The sequence below is a fragment of the Albirhodobacter sp. R86504 genome (genome assembly GCF_042466415.1).
Taxonomy (GTDB): Bacteria; Pseudomonadota; Alphaproteobacteria; order Rhodobacterales; family Rhodobacteraceae; genus Albirhodobacter.
In genome coordinates, this window is sequence record NZ_JAXHCH010000002.1 from 1536965 (window position 1) to 1552941 (window position 15977).

The 15977-nt window shown below is 59.7% G+C and carries 15 protein-coding genes; 8 read left to right on the plus strand and 7 right to left on the minus strand.

Features of this window, described 5'->3' with window-relative positions; translation table 11 throughout:
• Window positions 1–69: 69 nt before the first annotated feature.
• Window positions 70–600, plus strand: a complete 531-nt coding sequence (locus tag SJY32_RS09375) for a hypothetical protein (protein WP_376874178.1) — start codon at window positions 70–72, stop codon at window positions 598–600.
• Between the two features lie 127 nt (window positions 601–727).
• Here the strand turns inward: SJY32_RS09375 and SJY32_RS09380 are convergent, their stop codons facing one another.
• The 5 genes from SJY32_RS09380 to rpiA all read right to left on the minus strand — a co-directional run bounded on the left by SJY32_RS09380 (window position 728) and on the right by rpiA (window position 6851).
• Window positions 728–2212 carry a DegQ family serine endoprotease gene (locus tag SJY32_RS09380; RefSeq protein ID WP_376874180.1) on the minus strand — a complete coding sequence of 495 codons (1485 nt, stop codon included), beginning with the start codon at window positions 2210–2212 and terminating at the stop codon, window positions 728–730.
• 196 nt (window positions 2213–2408) lie between these two features.
• Window positions 2409–3278: a protease modulator HflC gene (gene hflC / locus SJY32_RS09385; protein ID WP_376874182.1), complete on the minus strand. Its 870-nt coding sequence runs from the start codon at window positions 3276–3278 to the stop codon at window positions 2409–2411.
• A complete protein-coding gene (gene hflK, locus SJY32_RS09390; RefSeq protein ID WP_376874184.1) occupies window positions 3278–4396 on the minus strand; it encodes an FtsH protease activity modulator HflK in 1119 nt (372 codons plus the stop codon). Before hflK ends, hflC begins: the two co-directional genes overlap by 1 nt.
• 104 nt (window positions 4397–4500) lie before the next feature.
• Entirely contained in the window at window positions 4501–5856 is a 1356-nt protein-coding gene (gene gorA, locus SJY32_RS09395) for a glutathione-disulfide reductase (RefSeq protein ID WP_376874186.1), read from the minus strand.
• Between the two features lie 209 nt (window positions 5857–6065).
• Window positions 6066–6851: a ribose-5-phosphate isomerase RpiA gene (rpiA, locus tag SJY32_RS09400; protein WP_376874188.1), complete on the minus strand. Its 786-nt coding sequence runs from the start codon at window positions 6849–6851 to the stop codon at window positions 6066–6068.
• Between the two features lie 255 nt (window positions 6852–7106).
• Here rpiA and SJY32_RS09405 point away from each other — a divergent pair, with 255 nt between their 5' ends.
• The gene (locus tag SJY32_RS09405; protein WP_376874190.1) at window positions 7107–8477 is read left to right on the plus strand and encodes an L-serine ammonia-lyase; all 1371 of its coding nucleotides are present in this window, start codon (window positions 7107–7109) and stop codon (window positions 8475–8477) included.
• Between the two features lie 184 nt (window positions 8478–8661).
• Here the strand turns inward: SJY32_RS09405 and SJY32_RS09410 are convergent, their stop codons facing one another.
• Window positions 8662–10305 carry a CTP synthase gene (locus SJY32_RS09410; protein WP_376874192.1) on the minus strand — a complete coding sequence of 548 codons (1644 nt, stop codon included), beginning with the start codon at window positions 10303–10305 and terminating at the stop codon, window positions 8662–8664.
• 184 nt (window positions 10306–10489) lie between these two features.
• The gene (gene secG / locus SJY32_RS09415) at window positions 10490–10837 is read right to left on the minus strand and encodes a preprotein translocase subunit SecG (protein WP_376874194.1); all 348 of its coding nucleotides are present in this window, start codon (window positions 10835–10837) and stop codon (window positions 10490–10492) included.
• Between the two features lie 231 nt (window positions 10838–11068).
• Between secG and SJY32_RS09420 the strand changes: the two genes are divergently transcribed.
• The 6 genes from SJY32_RS09420 (at window position 11069) to SJY32_RS09445 (ending at window position 15957) form a co-directional block, all read left to right on the plus strand.
• Complete coding sequence (locus SJY32_RS09420; RefSeq protein WP_376874196.1) at window positions 11069–11515, plus strand: TerB family tellurite resistance protein; 447 nt, start codon at window positions 11069–11071, stop codon at window positions 11513–11515.
• Between the two features lie 295 nt (window positions 11516–11810).
• The gene (locus tag SJY32_RS09425) at window positions 11811–12581 is read left to right on the plus strand and encodes an ABC transporter ATP-binding protein (RefSeq protein ID WP_376874198.1); all 771 of its coding nucleotides are present in this window, start codon (window positions 11811–11813) and stop codon (window positions 12579–12581) included.
• A gap of 120 nt (window positions 12582–12701) precedes the next feature.
• Window positions 12702–13415, plus strand: a complete 714-nt coding sequence (locus tag SJY32_RS09430; RefSeq protein ID WP_376874200.1) for a transporter substrate-binding domain-containing protein — start codon at window positions 12702–12704, stop codon at window positions 13413–13415.
• A 41-nt stretch (window positions 13416–13456) separates the two neighbouring features.
• Window positions 13457–14338 carry an ABC transporter permease gene (locus tag SJY32_RS09435; protein ID WP_376874202.1) on the plus strand — a complete coding sequence of 294 codons (882 nt, stop codon included), beginning with the start codon at window positions 13457–13459 and terminating at the stop codon, window positions 14336–14338.
• Window positions 14335–15171 carry an ABC transporter permease gene (locus SJY32_RS09440; protein WP_376874204.1) on the plus strand — a complete coding sequence of 279 codons (837 nt, stop codon included), beginning with the start codon at window positions 14335–14337 and terminating at the stop codon, window positions 15169–15171. The genes SJY32_RS09435 and SJY32_RS09440 overlap by 4 nt, the downstream gene beginning before the upstream one ends.
• Window positions 15172–15264: 93 nt before the next feature.
• The gene (locus SJY32_RS09445) at window positions 15265–15957 is read left to right on the plus strand and encodes a type 1 glutamine amidotransferase (protein WP_376874206.1); all 693 of its coding nucleotides are present in this window, start codon (window positions 15265–15267) and stop codon (window positions 15955–15957) included.
• Window positions 15958–15977: the final 20 nt, after the last annotated feature.

A 15977-nucleotide genomic window follows, 5' to 3' on the forward strand; every position in this document is an offset into this window, starting at 1 on the left:
GGCATCTTGCCTACTGTCGCGGGATGAAACCTGCGGCGCGGTGCGCGTGCTGTGCAGAGGAACTCCAGAATGCCTCGCCTGAAGCAAAAGCGGCTCTTCACCCCCGAACCAGCCTCGCTCTACCCGATCACGATTGAAACCGTGTCGATTGTGTCGGCCGCCCTCATAACTGCGGGCGAGCCGATGATGACCTTCCGTGATGCGGATGGTCGGGTGCGCGTGATGCGGGCGCCGATCGCCGGCCGGATTTTGCGCGTGATGATCGAGGTGGGTGACACGCTCGCAGCGCCCGTCTGCGCGATGACGATGCGGGAGGAGCCCGATCTCGCCCCGACAGCGGCGGCGCCCCCCGAGCAACCTCTTTGCGACACGCCCGTAGCTCCTGCGGCGCATTCCGCGCTGCCGCGGCGCTCGCCCTATCCGTGGATTCGTCGCAATTCCGGCGAGCACGAGGCCGAAGCCCCCCACTCGCGCAGGATCTGGGCCGTCTTGGCGGTAGCAACGATGTGCTTAATCGCTTTTGCAATTTTTGAGGCGGGCATGTTCGGCTCCCCCGCCATCCCCGTCGACCATACCACCGAGCAGCAGCGCGCCAGATGAGGGCGCAAAAACGCAAGGCGCGCGACTGAACCCGCCGCAAAGCACAGCTCACAGGCCAGTAGCTTGCGCGCGCGCCACGAAAAAGGGCGCCCGAAAGCGCCCTTTGCCAACGTCATGAAACCGTCAGTTAGTCTTCGATCGGAAGCGCAAGGAAGCGCGGCTCGCCGCCACGGCGGATCAACAGAAGCAAGGATTTGCGCCCCGCATCCTTTGCCGCGGAGATCTGATCTTCGAAATCGGAGACCTGAGTAACCGTTTGCTGGCCCGCTTCGGTGATGACATCGCCCGCGCGCAGGCCCTTTTCATAACCATCACTATCCTCTGCGATCTCCTTGATCACCAAACCTGCCGTGCCAGATGGCAAGCCAAGCTCGTTTGCAAGCGCAGGCGTAACCGGCGTTACGGTCAACCCAAGGATCTCGCCCTCGGATTCTTGTGGCGCTTGCACAGCCGCCGGAACAGGCTCGCCCTCGGCCAATTCGCGACGCCCCAAGGTAACCAACAGCGTCTGCGACTTTCCTTCCCGCAGCACAGTCACACGAACCGCCTCGCCCACAGGCGCATCGGCAACGCGGCGCACCAGTTCGCGCACGTCAGACACAACGCCGCCGTCGAAGGAGGTAATGATATCACCCGCCTTCATACCCGCATCCATCGCAGGACCTTCGGGAACCTCGGACACAAGGGCGCCCTTCGTGTCGCCTAGCCCCATGGCCTCCGCCATATCAGGGGTGACGTCCTGAATTTTGACGCCCAGCCAACCGCGGCGGGTCTCGCCGTATTCTTTAAGCTGCGCGACAACTTTCGATACGACGTTCGACGTCATCGAGAAGCCTATCCCGATGGAGCCACCATTGGGCGACAAAATCGCGGTGTTCATCCCGATCACATCGCCGTTCATGTTGAACAACGGACCGCCCGAGTTGCCACGGTTGATGGCCGCATCGGTTTGCAGATAGTCATCGTAAGTGCCCGACAGCTCGCGGTTCCGCGCGGAAATAATCCCCGCCGAGACCGAGAAGCCCTGCCCGAGCGGGTTGCCCATCGCCATAACCCACTCGCCCACACGCGCCTCGTCGGAATTACCAAACTTGACGAATTTCAGGGGCTTGTCGCTTTCGACTTTCAACACGGCAACATCGGTTTTCGGATCTGTGCCGATCAGCTTCGCCGGAAGGCGTTGGCCCTCAAAGAACTCGATCTCGATCTCGTCAGCGCCCTCAATCACGTGGTTGTTCGTGACGATATAGCCATCTTCAGAGACAACATAGCCCGACCCCAATGCGTTCGAGCGGCGCGGGCGGGTTTCGCCCTGCTGTTGGCCAGGGCTCGGCAGGCCGAAGTCGCGGAACAATTCGTCAAACGGAGACCCGTCAGGGAAAACAGGCCCGCGATTGACGGGGGCGGCCACGGTCGTCGAGGTCGTGATATTGACAACAGACGGGCTGACCCGTTCCGCGAGATCAGCGAAGCTCTCGGGGGCGGCGCGCGCCTCGGACTGGGCCGCGCCAAGCGCAACCATCGCTGACAGGGTGAGAATGGATAAAGCCCGAAGCAATCCGCGCGCAGTGGCGGGCTGGGACAGGGCCATAGTTTGGCTTTGGTGCGACATCGCAAACTCCCGTTTAGTCTTCTTCATGCACCGGAGGCATGATGGCACTCTTTAGATACCTCCAGCGGCGCTGGCGCAAATGAAACCCCGATCTCGGCGCCTCACTTCGATGTGAGCACACTCCCCCCGAGGACGCAAAAGAAAAGGCGACCCGAAAGCCGCCTTTTTCGTTAATTTTTGAGAGGTTGCCCTCTGCTCAACGCGCGGAATCGCTTTTGAGATAGTCGAAGAATTCGCTGTCAGGCTTCATCACCATCGACGTGTTGCCCGCCTGCAAAGACCGCTCATATGCCGTCAGCGAACGCGTGAAGGCGAAGAACTCGGCATCTTGGCCATAGGCCTCTGCGTAGACCGCGTTGCGCTCGGCATCGGCCTCACCGCGGATGATATCCGCGTTCTTGCGCGCCTCGGACGTCAGTTCCACAACGGTTCGGTCGGCTGCGGCACGCACACGCTGCGCCGCCTCATTACCGCGCGCGATTTCGTCTGCGGCCTCGCGCTCCCGCTCTGCGCGCATACGGGCGTAGGTCGATGCAAGGTTTTGCTTTGGCAGATCGGTGCGCGTCAAGCGCACATCGATCACCTCGACCCCCAAGGATGCAGCTTCGCGCCGCGCCAGATCGCGGATCCGGTTCATCAACGGGGTTCGATCGTCCGAAAGCACGGTTGTCGAAGGGACGGACCCCAAGACTTCGCGGATTGACGCGTTGATGATGCTGTCGAGACGGTCGCGCGCGGCGGCCTCCCCGAACACACCCACCGATTCACGGAAGACGCGCAGATCAGTGATCCGCCACCGCGCGAACGCATCCACAACAAGGCGGCGATCGTCGAGCGGCGTCACCTCGATCGGCTCTGTCGGCAACGACAAAATCCGGTCTTCATAGCGCACGATGTCTTGCACGAAGGGGATTTTGAACGCGAGACCCGGCGTCTCGCGGATGGCCTTTACCTGACCGAACTGCAAGACAAGAACCTTCTCACGCTCGTCCACAACAAAGGCGGCCGATAGCGCGACAGCGCCCGCGATAATAGCGGCGGGGATCAGAATATTGAGACTTTTCATTATTTTTTGCTCCCCTGCGATGTCAGGCCTTCGAGCGGCAGATACGGCAGAACGCCGCCCTCGCCCGTGGTGCCATCAAGGATCACCTTATCGACAGAACCGAGAATTTTTTCCATCGTTTCCAGATACATGCGGCGGCGTGTCACTTCGGGTGCCTTGACATACTCATTGTAAACGGAGGTAAAGCGCGCCGCTTCACCCTCGGAGGCGTTCACAACTTGGGCGCGGTAGGCCTGCGCCTCTTCGAGCACCTGCGCCGCTTCACCGCGCGCGCCCGCCGTTACACGGTTGGCGTAGGCGTCGGCTTCTTTCTCCAGACGGTCACGCTCTTGCTGCGCGGCTTGAACTTCGCGGAAGCTATCGATGACTTCGGTGGGCGGGTCGGCGCGGTTGAAGTTGATACGGACAACTTTGATGCCTGCGCCGTAGCTATCAAGCGTCCCTTGGATCGCGGAGCGCAGGTCAGCGGCGATCACGCCACGGTCACGGTTCAGAACCGGAGCAAGCTCGGAGCGCGCGATGATGTCACGCATCGCAGATTCCGACACAGCGCGGATGGTATCTTCAGGGTCCGCGAGATTGAACAGGTAGCTCTGCGGATCGGAGATGTTCCACACGACTTGGAATTCGATATCCACGATATTCTGGTCGCGAGTCAGCATCAGGCCGGTGTCTTCGACGCCTGCGCGCCCCATGCCGATATCGGTGTTGCGCTCACGCGTAACTTGCAGTTTTTCCGCCGTGATGATCGGCCAAGGCGCAAAATTCAGGCCCGGATCGCCAATCGACGAGAACTTCCCGAACTGCAATTCGACCGAGCGTTCTTCCGGTTTGACCGTGTAGAATGAGGCGTAAGACCACAGCGCAAGTCCTGCGACCGCGGCAATTGCAAGCGTGACGCCGTTGAACGCGGGACCTTGCGACGACGATGGTCCACGACCGCCGCCATTTTTACCGCCATCCCGACGCCCGCCCATCAAAACCTTGAGCTGTTCTGTGCCCCGTTTCATGATTTCGTCGATCTCGGGGATGTCGCCGCCATTCGGACGGTTGTTTGGCCGCTCGCGCTTGCCCTTATCCTCGTCATCGCCGCCACCCCAGGGGCCCTGATTGCTCATGCTCGTTCCTTACACTTAAGAGTTCCTAGGCAAAAATGGGCATTATCCCGCCGAATTACAAGCGTCCCAGCGGGAAAATGCCCATGCTTTCACCACAAAAAAGATCAGTAGCTTCGCGACGGTTTGCGCATGGTCACAAGTTCTTCCGCCATTGTCGGATGCACTGCGCAGGTTGCGTCAAACTGCTCTTTCGTGGCGCCCATCTTCATCGCAATCGCGACCATCTGGATCATCTCGCCCGCCTCAGGTGCGACGATATGGCACCCCAGAACGCGGCGCGATGATTTATCGACAACCAGCTTCATCAGCACACGGTCCTGCGCCCCTGCGAAGGAGGAGCGCATCGGTTTGAACGCCGAGCAATAGATCTCCGCCCCGCCTTGCTCTTGCGCCTGCTCCTCGGTAATCCCGCAGCTCGCGAATTCGGGTTGCGTGAAGACGGCGGATGCCACCATTTCATGATCGAAATGACGCGGATTGCCACCGAAAACGGTATCGGAGAAGGCATGGCCCTCGCGGATTGCGACAGGCGTCAGATTGATCCGGTCAGTCACATCCCCCACCGCATAGATCGACGGGATGTTGGTTTGCGACCATTCATCCACTTTAACCGAGCCGTTCCGGTTGAGGGTCACACCCGCGTCCTCAAGACCCAGACCTTCCGTCAACGGAATACGGCCCGTCGCGTAGATTACCGCGCCAAATTGTGCATCGCGTAGATCCGATCCATGCACCGCGAAGCCGTCATCGGTTTTCTCGACCTTATCAAGGACGATACCGGTGACAATCTTGATGCCCGACGCCTCCATCTGCGCCACAACGAGGTCGCGCGCCCCCGCGTCGAACCCGCGCAGCAGGGGCGAACAATTCATCAATGTGACCTCCACGCCAAGCCCGTTGAGGACACAAGCAAACTCACATGCGATATAGCCGCCACCGACGATGAGAACCGATTTCGGAAGGCTCTCCATTTTAAAGATGTCGTTAGACGTCAGAACATGTTCGCAGCCATCAAACTCCGGCACAAAGGGTCGGCCGCCCGTCGCGACGAGAATGTGCTTCGCGGTGACCTCCTCGCCACTGGCCAGACATACGGTATGCGCATCCTTGATGGTGGCGCGCGTGTCATAAACGGTGACATTTGCGCCATTCAAACCAGCGCGGTAGATTTTCTCGAGCCGGTCCAGCTCCGCATCGAGCTTGCCCCGGAACGCTGTCCAGTCGAAGCCGCCGATCTGCGCGTCCCAACCGTAGGCCTGCGCTTCGGCAATGGCTGCCGGGAAGGACGAGGCAAATACCATGAGTTTTTTCGGCACACAGCCCCGGATCACGCAGGTTCCGCCCATGCGGTATTCTTCCGCCAACGCGACCTTTGCGCCATGTTCGGACGCCGCAATACGGGCCGCGCGCACGCCACCCGAACCGCCGCCGATGACAAATAGATCATAATCAAAGGACATCTTGTCTCTCGCTTTTTTGCCTAGTCAAACTGCTCTGCGCAACATAGGGGCGCGGCGCGCTGATTTCACGGATCAAAGGCCCTGCCCTAACGGCAAGCCCCATATGAAAGCGCCCACCCTTCCCCATCGGGACTGCCCGAACAGGAAGGATGGGCGGATTGGAAGCGGGAAGCGCGAGGCTTCCCGCGATCTTCTGCGTCTGTCAAATCTTAGTCCAGATCTTTGAAGATGTTCTCATCCTCCAGAAAATCAATCTGGTCATGGGTCACCTTGCCCGCGTTGATATCGCGGATTTCGATTTTACCGTCGCCACCGCCGATAATCACGATATCGCAGATGTCGATGAACAAACCGTTTTCCACCACGCCGGGGATTTGGTTCAGGACAAGGCCAAGCTGGCGCGGGCTGCCAATGCGGTTGAGATGCAAATCGACGATATAATTACCCTCGTCCGTCACATAGGGCTGCGAGCCGTTGAGACGAAGTGTCGTGTTGCGCCCCAACACGTCGAGCGACACAAGCATCTCCTCGATCAATGCGCGCGTCGTTTGCCAACCAAACGGCACGACCTCGACCGGCAACGGAAAGGCGCCGAGCGCCTTCACCGATTTCGCCGCATCCGCGATCACGATCATCTGGTCCGAAGCCGTTGCCACGATTTTCTCTTGTAACAAAGCCCCGCCGCCACCTTTGATCAGGTTCAGCTCGTCATCAAACTCATCCGCGCCGTCGATCGTCAGATCCAGCCACTTCGCTTCGTCGAGGCCGATCACATTGATTCCGACTTGGCGCGCAAGGTCGGCGGTGCGCGAAGAAGTCGGAACGCCCGTGATTTTGAGGCCCTCCTCGCGGATCCGTTCGCCGAGCAAGCGCACCATCCACGCAGCCGTCGATCCCGTCCCCATACCGACCCGCATCCCGTCCTCGATATAACTCACCGCGCTTTTCGCAGCGGCGAATTTTGCTTTGTCGATAGGGGAGAGTTCGGCGGCCATGGGAAGCTCCTTCATATGTTCGCGTGGCTTATACGAACTTCGCCCGCATGAGGCGAGATAAATCCGCTCGCCCTTGGGTGCGAAGGTGCAAAAAACGCGGCCGCCGTCACGCTATTTGCTTTGATATATCTGCGGATCACTTTACGCGGGTTCGGGCGTCATGCGGTTGCCGCGGCGCATTTGCACGGAAAATGTCGTTTTCGCATATAGTTGACGCGCAGGTTCTGGCATGTTGCACAAAAAGGGAGCCATGCGATGTTTCTAAGCGTTTTCGATATGTTCAAAATCGGGGTCGGCCCGTCTTCATCGCATACAATGGGGCCAATGCTGGCAGGCGCACGGTTTTTGGAGATCGTGCGCGCCCTCCCGTTCGCGGCACATGGCCTTCGCGCGCGCCTGCATGGTTCGCTCGCCTTTACCGGTAAGGGTCACGCGACAGACCGCGCCGTGATCCTCGGCCTCGCGGGGTTGGAGCCTGAGACCTATGACGCGGATCAGGCCGAGGAGATCTTGAAACAAAACGCGGCAACCGGCCTTTTGACGCCTCCTGATTGCAACGCCCTCGCCTTCCGGCCCGATACCGACCTGATTTTCGATTACGGGCCGCCCTTGGCCGGTCACGCCAATGGCATGGTGCTGATGGCGCTCGATAAACAGGGCGATATTATCGCGCAGGAAACCTATTTCTCAATCGGTGGCGGCTTTATCCTCACGCCTGCCGAACAGGCCAATGCAAGCAAGGCGCAGGGCCCTGACATCCCCTACCCGTTCAAATCCGCCGCGCAGATGCTTGAGATGGCGGCAGCTTCCGGATTGACGATTGCGCAGATGAAGCGCGCGAATGAACGCGTCCTGCGCAATGACGCAGAGATTGACGCGGGCCTTGCGCGCATCTGGCAAGTGATGCGCGACTGTATGGATCGCGGCTTGCAGACCGGTGGTATCCTGCCGGGCGGCCTGAAGGTCCAGCGCCGCGCCTTCGCGATTTACGAGCGGCTTCAGGCCGAGCGCGGATTGAACTACGTGGCGCCCCATATCATCAACGACTGGATCTCAACCTACGCGATGGCGGTGAATGAAGAAAACGCCGCCGGCGGGCAAGTCGTCACCGCGCCCACGAATGGTGCGGCGGGCGTTCTACCGGCCACGATCCGATACTGGCGCGATCATGTGCCTGATGCCTCTGATCGCCTGATCGGGGATTTCTTGCTGACTTCGGCGGCGATCGGCGGATTGATCAAACACAACGCCTCCATCTCTGGCGCCGAATGCGGCTGTCAAGCAGAGGTGGGATCGGCGGCAGCGATGGCGGCGGCGGGATTCGCGGCCGTGATGGGCGGCACGCCGACGCAGATCGAGAATGCCGCCGAAATCGCCTTGGAACATCATCTGGGGATGACCTGCGATCCGGTGCGCGGTTTGGTGCAAGTCCCCTGCATCGAGCGGAACGGCTTGGGCGCGATCAAGGCCGTTTCGGCCGCCTCGCTCGCGCTGCGCGGCGACGGGACACATTTCGTCCCTCTCGACAGTGCGATCGAGACTATGCGTCAGACCGGAGCCGATATGAACGAAAAATATAAAGAAACCTCTCTCGGTGGCTTGGCGGTCAACATCCCGAACTGCTGACTTTGCTGATCCCCGCCCCCGGGGGGGACCGCCCTGCAACAGATCGCGCGGAGGGCCTGCGCTCAGAGACGGCCCGCCCCCCTTGCAGTCGTTGGAACACAAAACGCCCGCAGTCTCCTGCGGGCGTTTTCGATATCAGATCTCCTAATGGCAGAGCCGACTGAGGGGGCCCGCCCCTACAGGGTCAGACCAAACGGCTTTGCTCCAGCGCCGCTTTCACGAAGCCCGAGAACAGCGGATGCGGCGCGAAAGGCTTGGATTTCAGCTCCGGATGGAACTGCACACCGATGAACCACGGATGGCCTTTGTGCTCCACGATCTCAGGCAAACGCCCGTCAGGTGACATGCCCGAGAACACAAGGCCACAGCTTTCCAGCTGTTCCATGTATTTCGCATCAACCTCATAACGGTGACGGTGACGTTCCTCGATGTCAGCCGCGCCGTAGACTTCGGCAACGCGCGTGCCCTCTTTCAACGAGGCCGAATAGGCGCCCAGACGCATCGTGCCGCCTTTGTCGTCGCCCACTTTCCGCTCGACGCGGTGGTTGCCCTGAATCCATTCCTTCAGGTGGTAGACCACGGGCGTAAAGCGCTTGCCGCCCGCCTCATGATCGAATTCTTCGGAACCCGCATCCGAAATGCCCGCAAGGTTGCGCGCGGCCTCAATCACCGCCATCTGCATCCCGAGGCAAATGCCGAGATAGGGGATCCCCTTCTCGCGCGCGAATTGCGCCGCTCGGATTTTGCCTTCCGTGCCGCGTTCACCAAAGCCACCCGGAACGAGAATCGCATGGAACCGCTCCAACTGGGCCGATGGGTCCTCTTTCTCGAAAATCTCCGCGTCGATCCATTCCGCCTTCACCTTAACGCGGTTCGCCATACCACCATGGGTGAGAGCCTCCGCGATCGATTTATAGGCATCTTCAAGCTGGACATACTTCCCGACGATGGCGACACGAACCTCGCCCTCGGCATGATTGAGACGGTCCATCACATCTTCCCAGCGGCTCATATCCGGCTTGGGCGCGGGTGAAATGCCAAACGCATCCAACACCGCCTGATCAAGGCCAACACGGTGATACGCGAGCGGCGCCTCATAGATCGACTTCAGATCGTAAGCGGGGATCACCGCCTCAGGCCGCACATTGCAGAACAGCGCAATCTTTGCGCGTTCCTTCTCCGGGATCTCATGCTCGGAGCGGCACACCAGAACGTCAGGCTGCAAGCCGATCGAGCGCAACTCTTTCACCGAGTGCTGTGTCGGCTTGGTTTTCAACTCACCGCTGGCCGCGAGATACGGCAGCAAGGTGAGATGCATGAAGATACATTGGCCACGCGGCTTGTCTTGCGCGAACTGACGGATCGCCTCGAAGAACGGCAGACCTTCAATGTCGCCCACCGTTCCGCCGATCTCGCACAGCATGAAGTCGACTTCGTCATCGCCCACATTGATGAAATCTTTAATCTCGTTGGTGACATGCGGAATCACCTGAATGGTTTTACCCAGATATTCGCCGCGGCGCTCACGCTCCAACACGGTCGAATAGATCCGGCCTGATGAAACGGAATCGGTCTTGCGCGCGGATACGCCGGTGAACCGCTCGTAGTGCCCAAGATCAAGGTCGGTTTCCGCGCCGTCATCCGTCACGAACACTTCGCCATGCTCGAACGGCGACATCGTCCCCGGATCGACGTTCAGGTAGGGATCAAGTTTGCGCAACCGAACGGAAAAACCGCGCGCTTGCAGCAACGCGCCAAGCGCCGCAGACGCGAGGCCTTTTCCCAGCGAGGACACCACACCGCCGGTGATGAAAACATATCTTGCCATTAGCGGAGTGCTCCCGTGAGTGAATACAAATCCAAAGATCTGCCGACGCAAAATGCGTGGCATCACGGGATTTGAGAAATAACAGATTCGAATGCGGCCCGCAACCGGACCGCAAGTATTTGGGTTAGTTTAGCGTAAACCCGCTACAACTTGTGGCCGCGCTCAATCCCGCGCGGCGCGGCGCTTATTCAGCCGCAGGCGGCGTGACAGGCGCATCAAGCGCTGGCGGTGTGACGGGGGCTTCTGCCGGCGCGGTAACTTCCGCAGGCGCGATATCGACAACCGAACCACCATCAGCTTTTTGCGCGGCGATCACAGTCAGCGCGATCGATGTGCCGATGAATGCCGCAGCGAACAGCCATGTGAGCTTCGTCATGGCATTGGCGGCCTGACGACCGGTCATGACACCACCAGCGCCACCACCGCCGCCGCCGCCCATACCGAGGCCGCCGCCTTCGGAGCGTTGCAACAGCACGACGCCGATCAGCAGCAGCGCGAGGATCAGGTGTACGGTGAGAATGACGTTTTCCATGAACCTTGAGGCCTTTTTGACGAATGACGCGCCTAATTAGGCGGATGCGCCCAAACGTGCAAGGCGTTTTGGGAAAAGGATACGATTACTTCTCACATTGCGCCCCCCGAAGGCCCGTCAGATGTGACCGACCCCGCTTTTGCGCGCGATCACGCAACCGTGGTTCAATCAAGCCCACCTCATCTCGCCTTCCCCCTTGGCGCGCGGGGGACACCGCGCTAGCTTACCCTTATGTTTGCTTCTCTCATGCGCGCACTCAGCGCCCCGTCCCCTGCCCCTCTCACCGCGCCCGATGCCGAACTGGCCCTCGCGGCGCTGTTGGTGCGTCTGGCGAAATCCGATGATGACTACGATTCTGCCGAGCAGATGCGGATTGAGCATGTTCTCGCCGTTCGCCGCGGGTTGAGCGCCGAGGAGGCTGCCGATCTGCGCCAGCGCGCCGAGGCTGTTGAGGCCGAAGCCCCCGACACCGTTCGGTTCACGCGCGCGCTGAAGGAGAAGGTCGCCTATGAGGATCGCACCGGCGTCATCGAGGCGCTTTGGGAAGTCGCTTTGGCGGATGGAACGCGTGAGGCGAATGAGGAGGCGTTAATTCGGCTGGCAGCCTCTCTTTTGGGGGTCAGCGACCGCGATTCGGCCCATGCACGCCAAAAGGTTGCCAAAGATATGGGCGTATAAACGCCGCCAACCGCGCACGCCGCCCCGTTATGCCGCCTACCGTCACGCCGCCCCCGCGCCAGTGCCCAACCTTTGGGGCGGCTGCGCCGTACAAAGACCGCCTTTGAAACAGGCTTTACCCTGCGGAATGCCCTCATCACGACGCGTCATGGCGACGATCTGGTTGCCAAGGCCTGCGATTTCGGGACAAATTGTGCGCAAGAATGCAAGATGCGTCGGGCTTGACGCATCAAAGCTCTCAACCGACGCCGCCCGCGCGACGCACCGCGCCTAGAGATCTGTATGAAAGTAACACGTGACGACACCTGTAATTGAAATTCATGATCTCCACAAAAGTTACGGCCCGCTTGAGGTCCTCAAAGGCGTCTCGGTTTCTGCCCCAAAAGGGTCGGTCATCTCGCTGATCGGGTCCTCGGGCTCTGGGAAATCAACGCTTTTGCGCTGCTGCAACCTGCTTGAAGATAGCCAAAGCGGCGAGATTCTGTTCAACGGCAAGCCGGTGCGCTGGACGGGCGAAGGCCTCGCCCGCCGCCCGTCCGACCGCGACCAAATCCGCAAGATCCGAACAAATCTTGCGATGGTGTTCCAGCAGTTCAACTTGTGGTCGCATATGACGATCTTACAAAACGTGATGGAAGCGCCTGTGCAGGTCTTGGGCGAATCTCCTGCGCTGGTCGAGCCGCGTGCCCGCGCCTTGCTCGCCAAGGTGGGTATTGGTGACAAGGCCGATGCCTTCCCCGCGCAGCTATCGGGCGGGCAGCAGCAACGCGCCGCGATCGCGCGCGCGCTGTGCATGGAGCCGGAAGCGCTCTTGTTTGACGAGCCAACATCCGCGCTCGACCCAGAGTTGCAGCAAGAAGTGGTTAAGGTGATCAAGGATCTCGCTGCGGAAAACCGCACGATGATTCTCGTCACGCATGACATGCGACTTGCGGCAGACGTGTCGTCGCATGTGATTTTCCTGCATCAAGGCAGGATCGAGGAAGAAGGCGCGCCCGAAGCCCTTTTCGGCGCGCCAAAATCCGAACGTCTGCAACAGTTTCTATCCGCCTCCATGGCACATTGACGACAAGTGCCGTAAAATCGGAGGCGTAGGAAGCGACAGGCCCAAACGCCCGCGCTTCATTCCCGCGCCAAACTAGGCGTAACACTTCGAGAACCAACCTTAACGACAGGGACGTAAACAATGAAAAAATTGATCCTGACCACGGCCGCATTTGCCCTCACGGCTGGCTTTGCAATGGCAGACACTGTTCGCATGGGCACCGAGGGCGCCTACCCTCCCTACAACTTCATCAATGATAAAGGGGAAGTCGACGGGTTCGAGCGCGAAGTGGGCGACGAGCTTTGCAAGCGCGCCGAGCTGACTTGCGAGTGGGTCACCAACGAATGGGACAGCATCATCCCCAACCTTACCGGCGGCAACTACGATACGATCATCGCTGGCATGTCGATCACAGACGAGCGCAAGGAAACGATCGATTTCACGCAAAACTACTTCCCGCCAGCCGCATCGGCCTATCTCGCACCGGGCGAAGATAGCGATCTGATGGGCGCAGTTGCCGCGCAAACCGGCACGATCCAAGCGGATTACGTAGCGAAATCAGGCGCGACCTTGATCGAGTTCGCAACGCTTGACGACACGATTGCGGCCGTTAAATCGGGCGAAGCAGACGCCGTCTTTGCAGATAAAGACGCGCTCGCGCCCTTCGCAGAAGGTCAGGATCTGGTCTGGGCTGGCGATGACGTTCCGCTGGGCGATGGTATCGGCCTCGGTCTGCGCAAATCCGATAGCGAGCTGAAAGAGAAGCTCAACGCCGCGATCCAATCGATGAAAGATGACGGCACGCTCAACACCGCGATCACCAAATGGTTCGGTGAAGAAGCAAAAACATTCTGATCTACAGGAAAGGTCGGGCGTGAAAGCGCCCGATCCCCCCCATGTTCGCATCCTGCGCTGACCCTTCCTCGCTCAACGGGCTTTCATGGCTCATGTGCTACCTGTTCACAGGCAAGCACCTGATGTTTTATGCCTCGTTCCTGACGGTGCTTTTGCTGCTCGCAATCGCGGCGCCTGTCTCGTTGCTGTTCGGATTCGGCGGCGCTTTGGCCTCGCGATCGCGCAACGCGCCCTTACGTTGGCTCGGCAAAGGCTACACGGCGATGGTGCGCGGTGTGCCGGACATCGTGTTCTTCCTATTCGTGCCGGTGGCGCTTGACCAAGGGTTCGAATGGCTTCGTCACAAGGTGAAATGCCCCGATTGGGATCAACCAATTCGCCAAGGCGCAGATTTCCTCGTGTGCTCCCAAGCAAAGCTCCCCTTGTCGTCCTCGCCGCAAGTCTACCATGAAATTTACGGCTTCACCCTCGCCGTGATCGCCTTTGCCTTGGTGTTTGGCGCGTTTGCGGCCAATGTTCTGAGCGGCGCGATGAACGCCGTGCCGCGTGCGCAGCTCGAGACCGCGGAGGCCTACGGGATGAGCCAGCGCCAGATCACCCGCCGCATCTTGATCCCGCAGATGTGGAGCTATGCGCTCCCCGGTCTCTCGAACCTGTGGATGATCCTGATTAAAGCGACGCCGCTTTTGTTCCTGCTCGGTGTCGAGGACATCGTCTATTGGGCACGTGAATTGGGCGCGACGAAATCAAATATCTACGCCTATCCCCACCCCGATTGGCGCCTTTGGTATTTCCTTGGCCTCTTGTGCTTCTATCTCGCGATGACCTCCGTTTCCGAACGCGTCCTGTCGCGTCTGACGGTTAAACTCTCGCGCGGACAGGCGACAGCTCTGGGCGAAGCGCAACGAAAGGCCGCGCAATGAGCTGCTTTGAAACCATTCAAGCATACGGATTGCGGGCAATCGGCATTGGCGAGCGCGCCCTGCCAAAGGCCGACATCTCGCTATGCGAACAGGTAACACTGATCGGATCAGGCATGATCTGGAACGTCTATTTCGGCGCATTGGCCCTCATCATCGGGTTCTTCTTTGCGCAGGCGTTGGCAGTGGCGAAATTCCAAGGGCCCGTGTGGCTATCAAAACCCGCCGATTGGTTCATCTATCTGTTCCGCGGATCGCCGCTTTTTATCCAGTTCTTCCTTGCTTACGAGGCGCTCTCGATGCTACCGCGCGGCGGCGTTGATCTGTGGGTCGGGCTCGGCACCATCCATCTCGATACCGCATGGATGACGCGTGCTTGGGCGGGGGCGCTTCTTGTTCTGGTGCTCAACACATCGGCTTATTCGGCCGAGATTTTCCACGGCGCGCTTCAAACCATCCCGAAGGGAGATCTGGAGGCCGCCGACGCTTACGGGCTGTGGGGCTGGAAGAAATTCCGCCGGATCCAATGGCCGACGATGCTGCGCCTCGCGTGGCCCGCATATACCAATGAGGCGATCTTCCTGTTCCATGCGACGACTTTGGTGTTTTTCTCGGGCTTCCCGGCCTATCGCCAAGAGGGTGACGCGCTCTACTACGCCAAATATTTTGCCGAAAAGACGTTCAACCCGTTCATCGCATACCCGATTGTCGCCGCCTATTTCGTGATTCTCACCCTCGCCGTCATCGGAATTTACAGCGCTGCGAACCGCCGTCTGAACCGCCACCTGCCGAGTGCAGCGCCGCGCCTGAGAATCCGCCCACAGCTGGTGCGATAAACGCGAAGGCGGCAGGCGGGGGCAGACGCGCGGCCCCCCTTGCCCCGCCCTGCGGCGCGGTCTAGGCTCAGACATTCTCTTATGTGAGGCCCTATGCGCATCGGCATCCTGCAAACCGGTCAAGCCCCCGATATCCTTCGGGCGGAGGCTGGCGATTACCCAGACATGTTCACTCGTCTTCTAAGTGAGCAAGGTCTTGAATTTAAAACCTATCTTGTCGAGGAGATGGAGTTCCCCAGCTCAATCGACGCGTGCGACGGCTGGTTGATCACCGGATCACGCCACGGCGCCTACGAGGATCACGCCTTTATACCGCCGCTCGAGGATTTCATCCGCGCGGCCTATGCGGCGCAACGCCCGATCGTCGGAATTTGCTTTGGCCATCAGATCATCGCGCAAGCGCTTGGCGGCAAAGTCGAGAAATTCGCGCAAGGCTGGGCCGTCGGTCCGCAAACCTACGATTTCGAGGGCGATACCGTGACCCTCAACGCATGGCATCAAGACCAGGTCACAGCCTTGCCACCAGAGGCGCGCGTGGTTGGCACAAACGCGTTTTGTGCGAATGCGGCGCTGGTCTACGGCGATACGGTTTTCACCGTGCAAGCGCACCCGGAATTTAAGGATGGTTTTGTGAAGGGCTTGATGGAGACCCGCGGTCGCGGCGTTGTTCCCGACGACTTGCTCGACGCCGCGAATGAGCGTCTCGGCATCCCCAATTTAGACGCCAAAATCGCGGACCGGATTGGCGCGTTTTTCCGCGCTCACGCCCCCACCGCTGCCGTTTAATCCTGTAAGCTCATAACTTT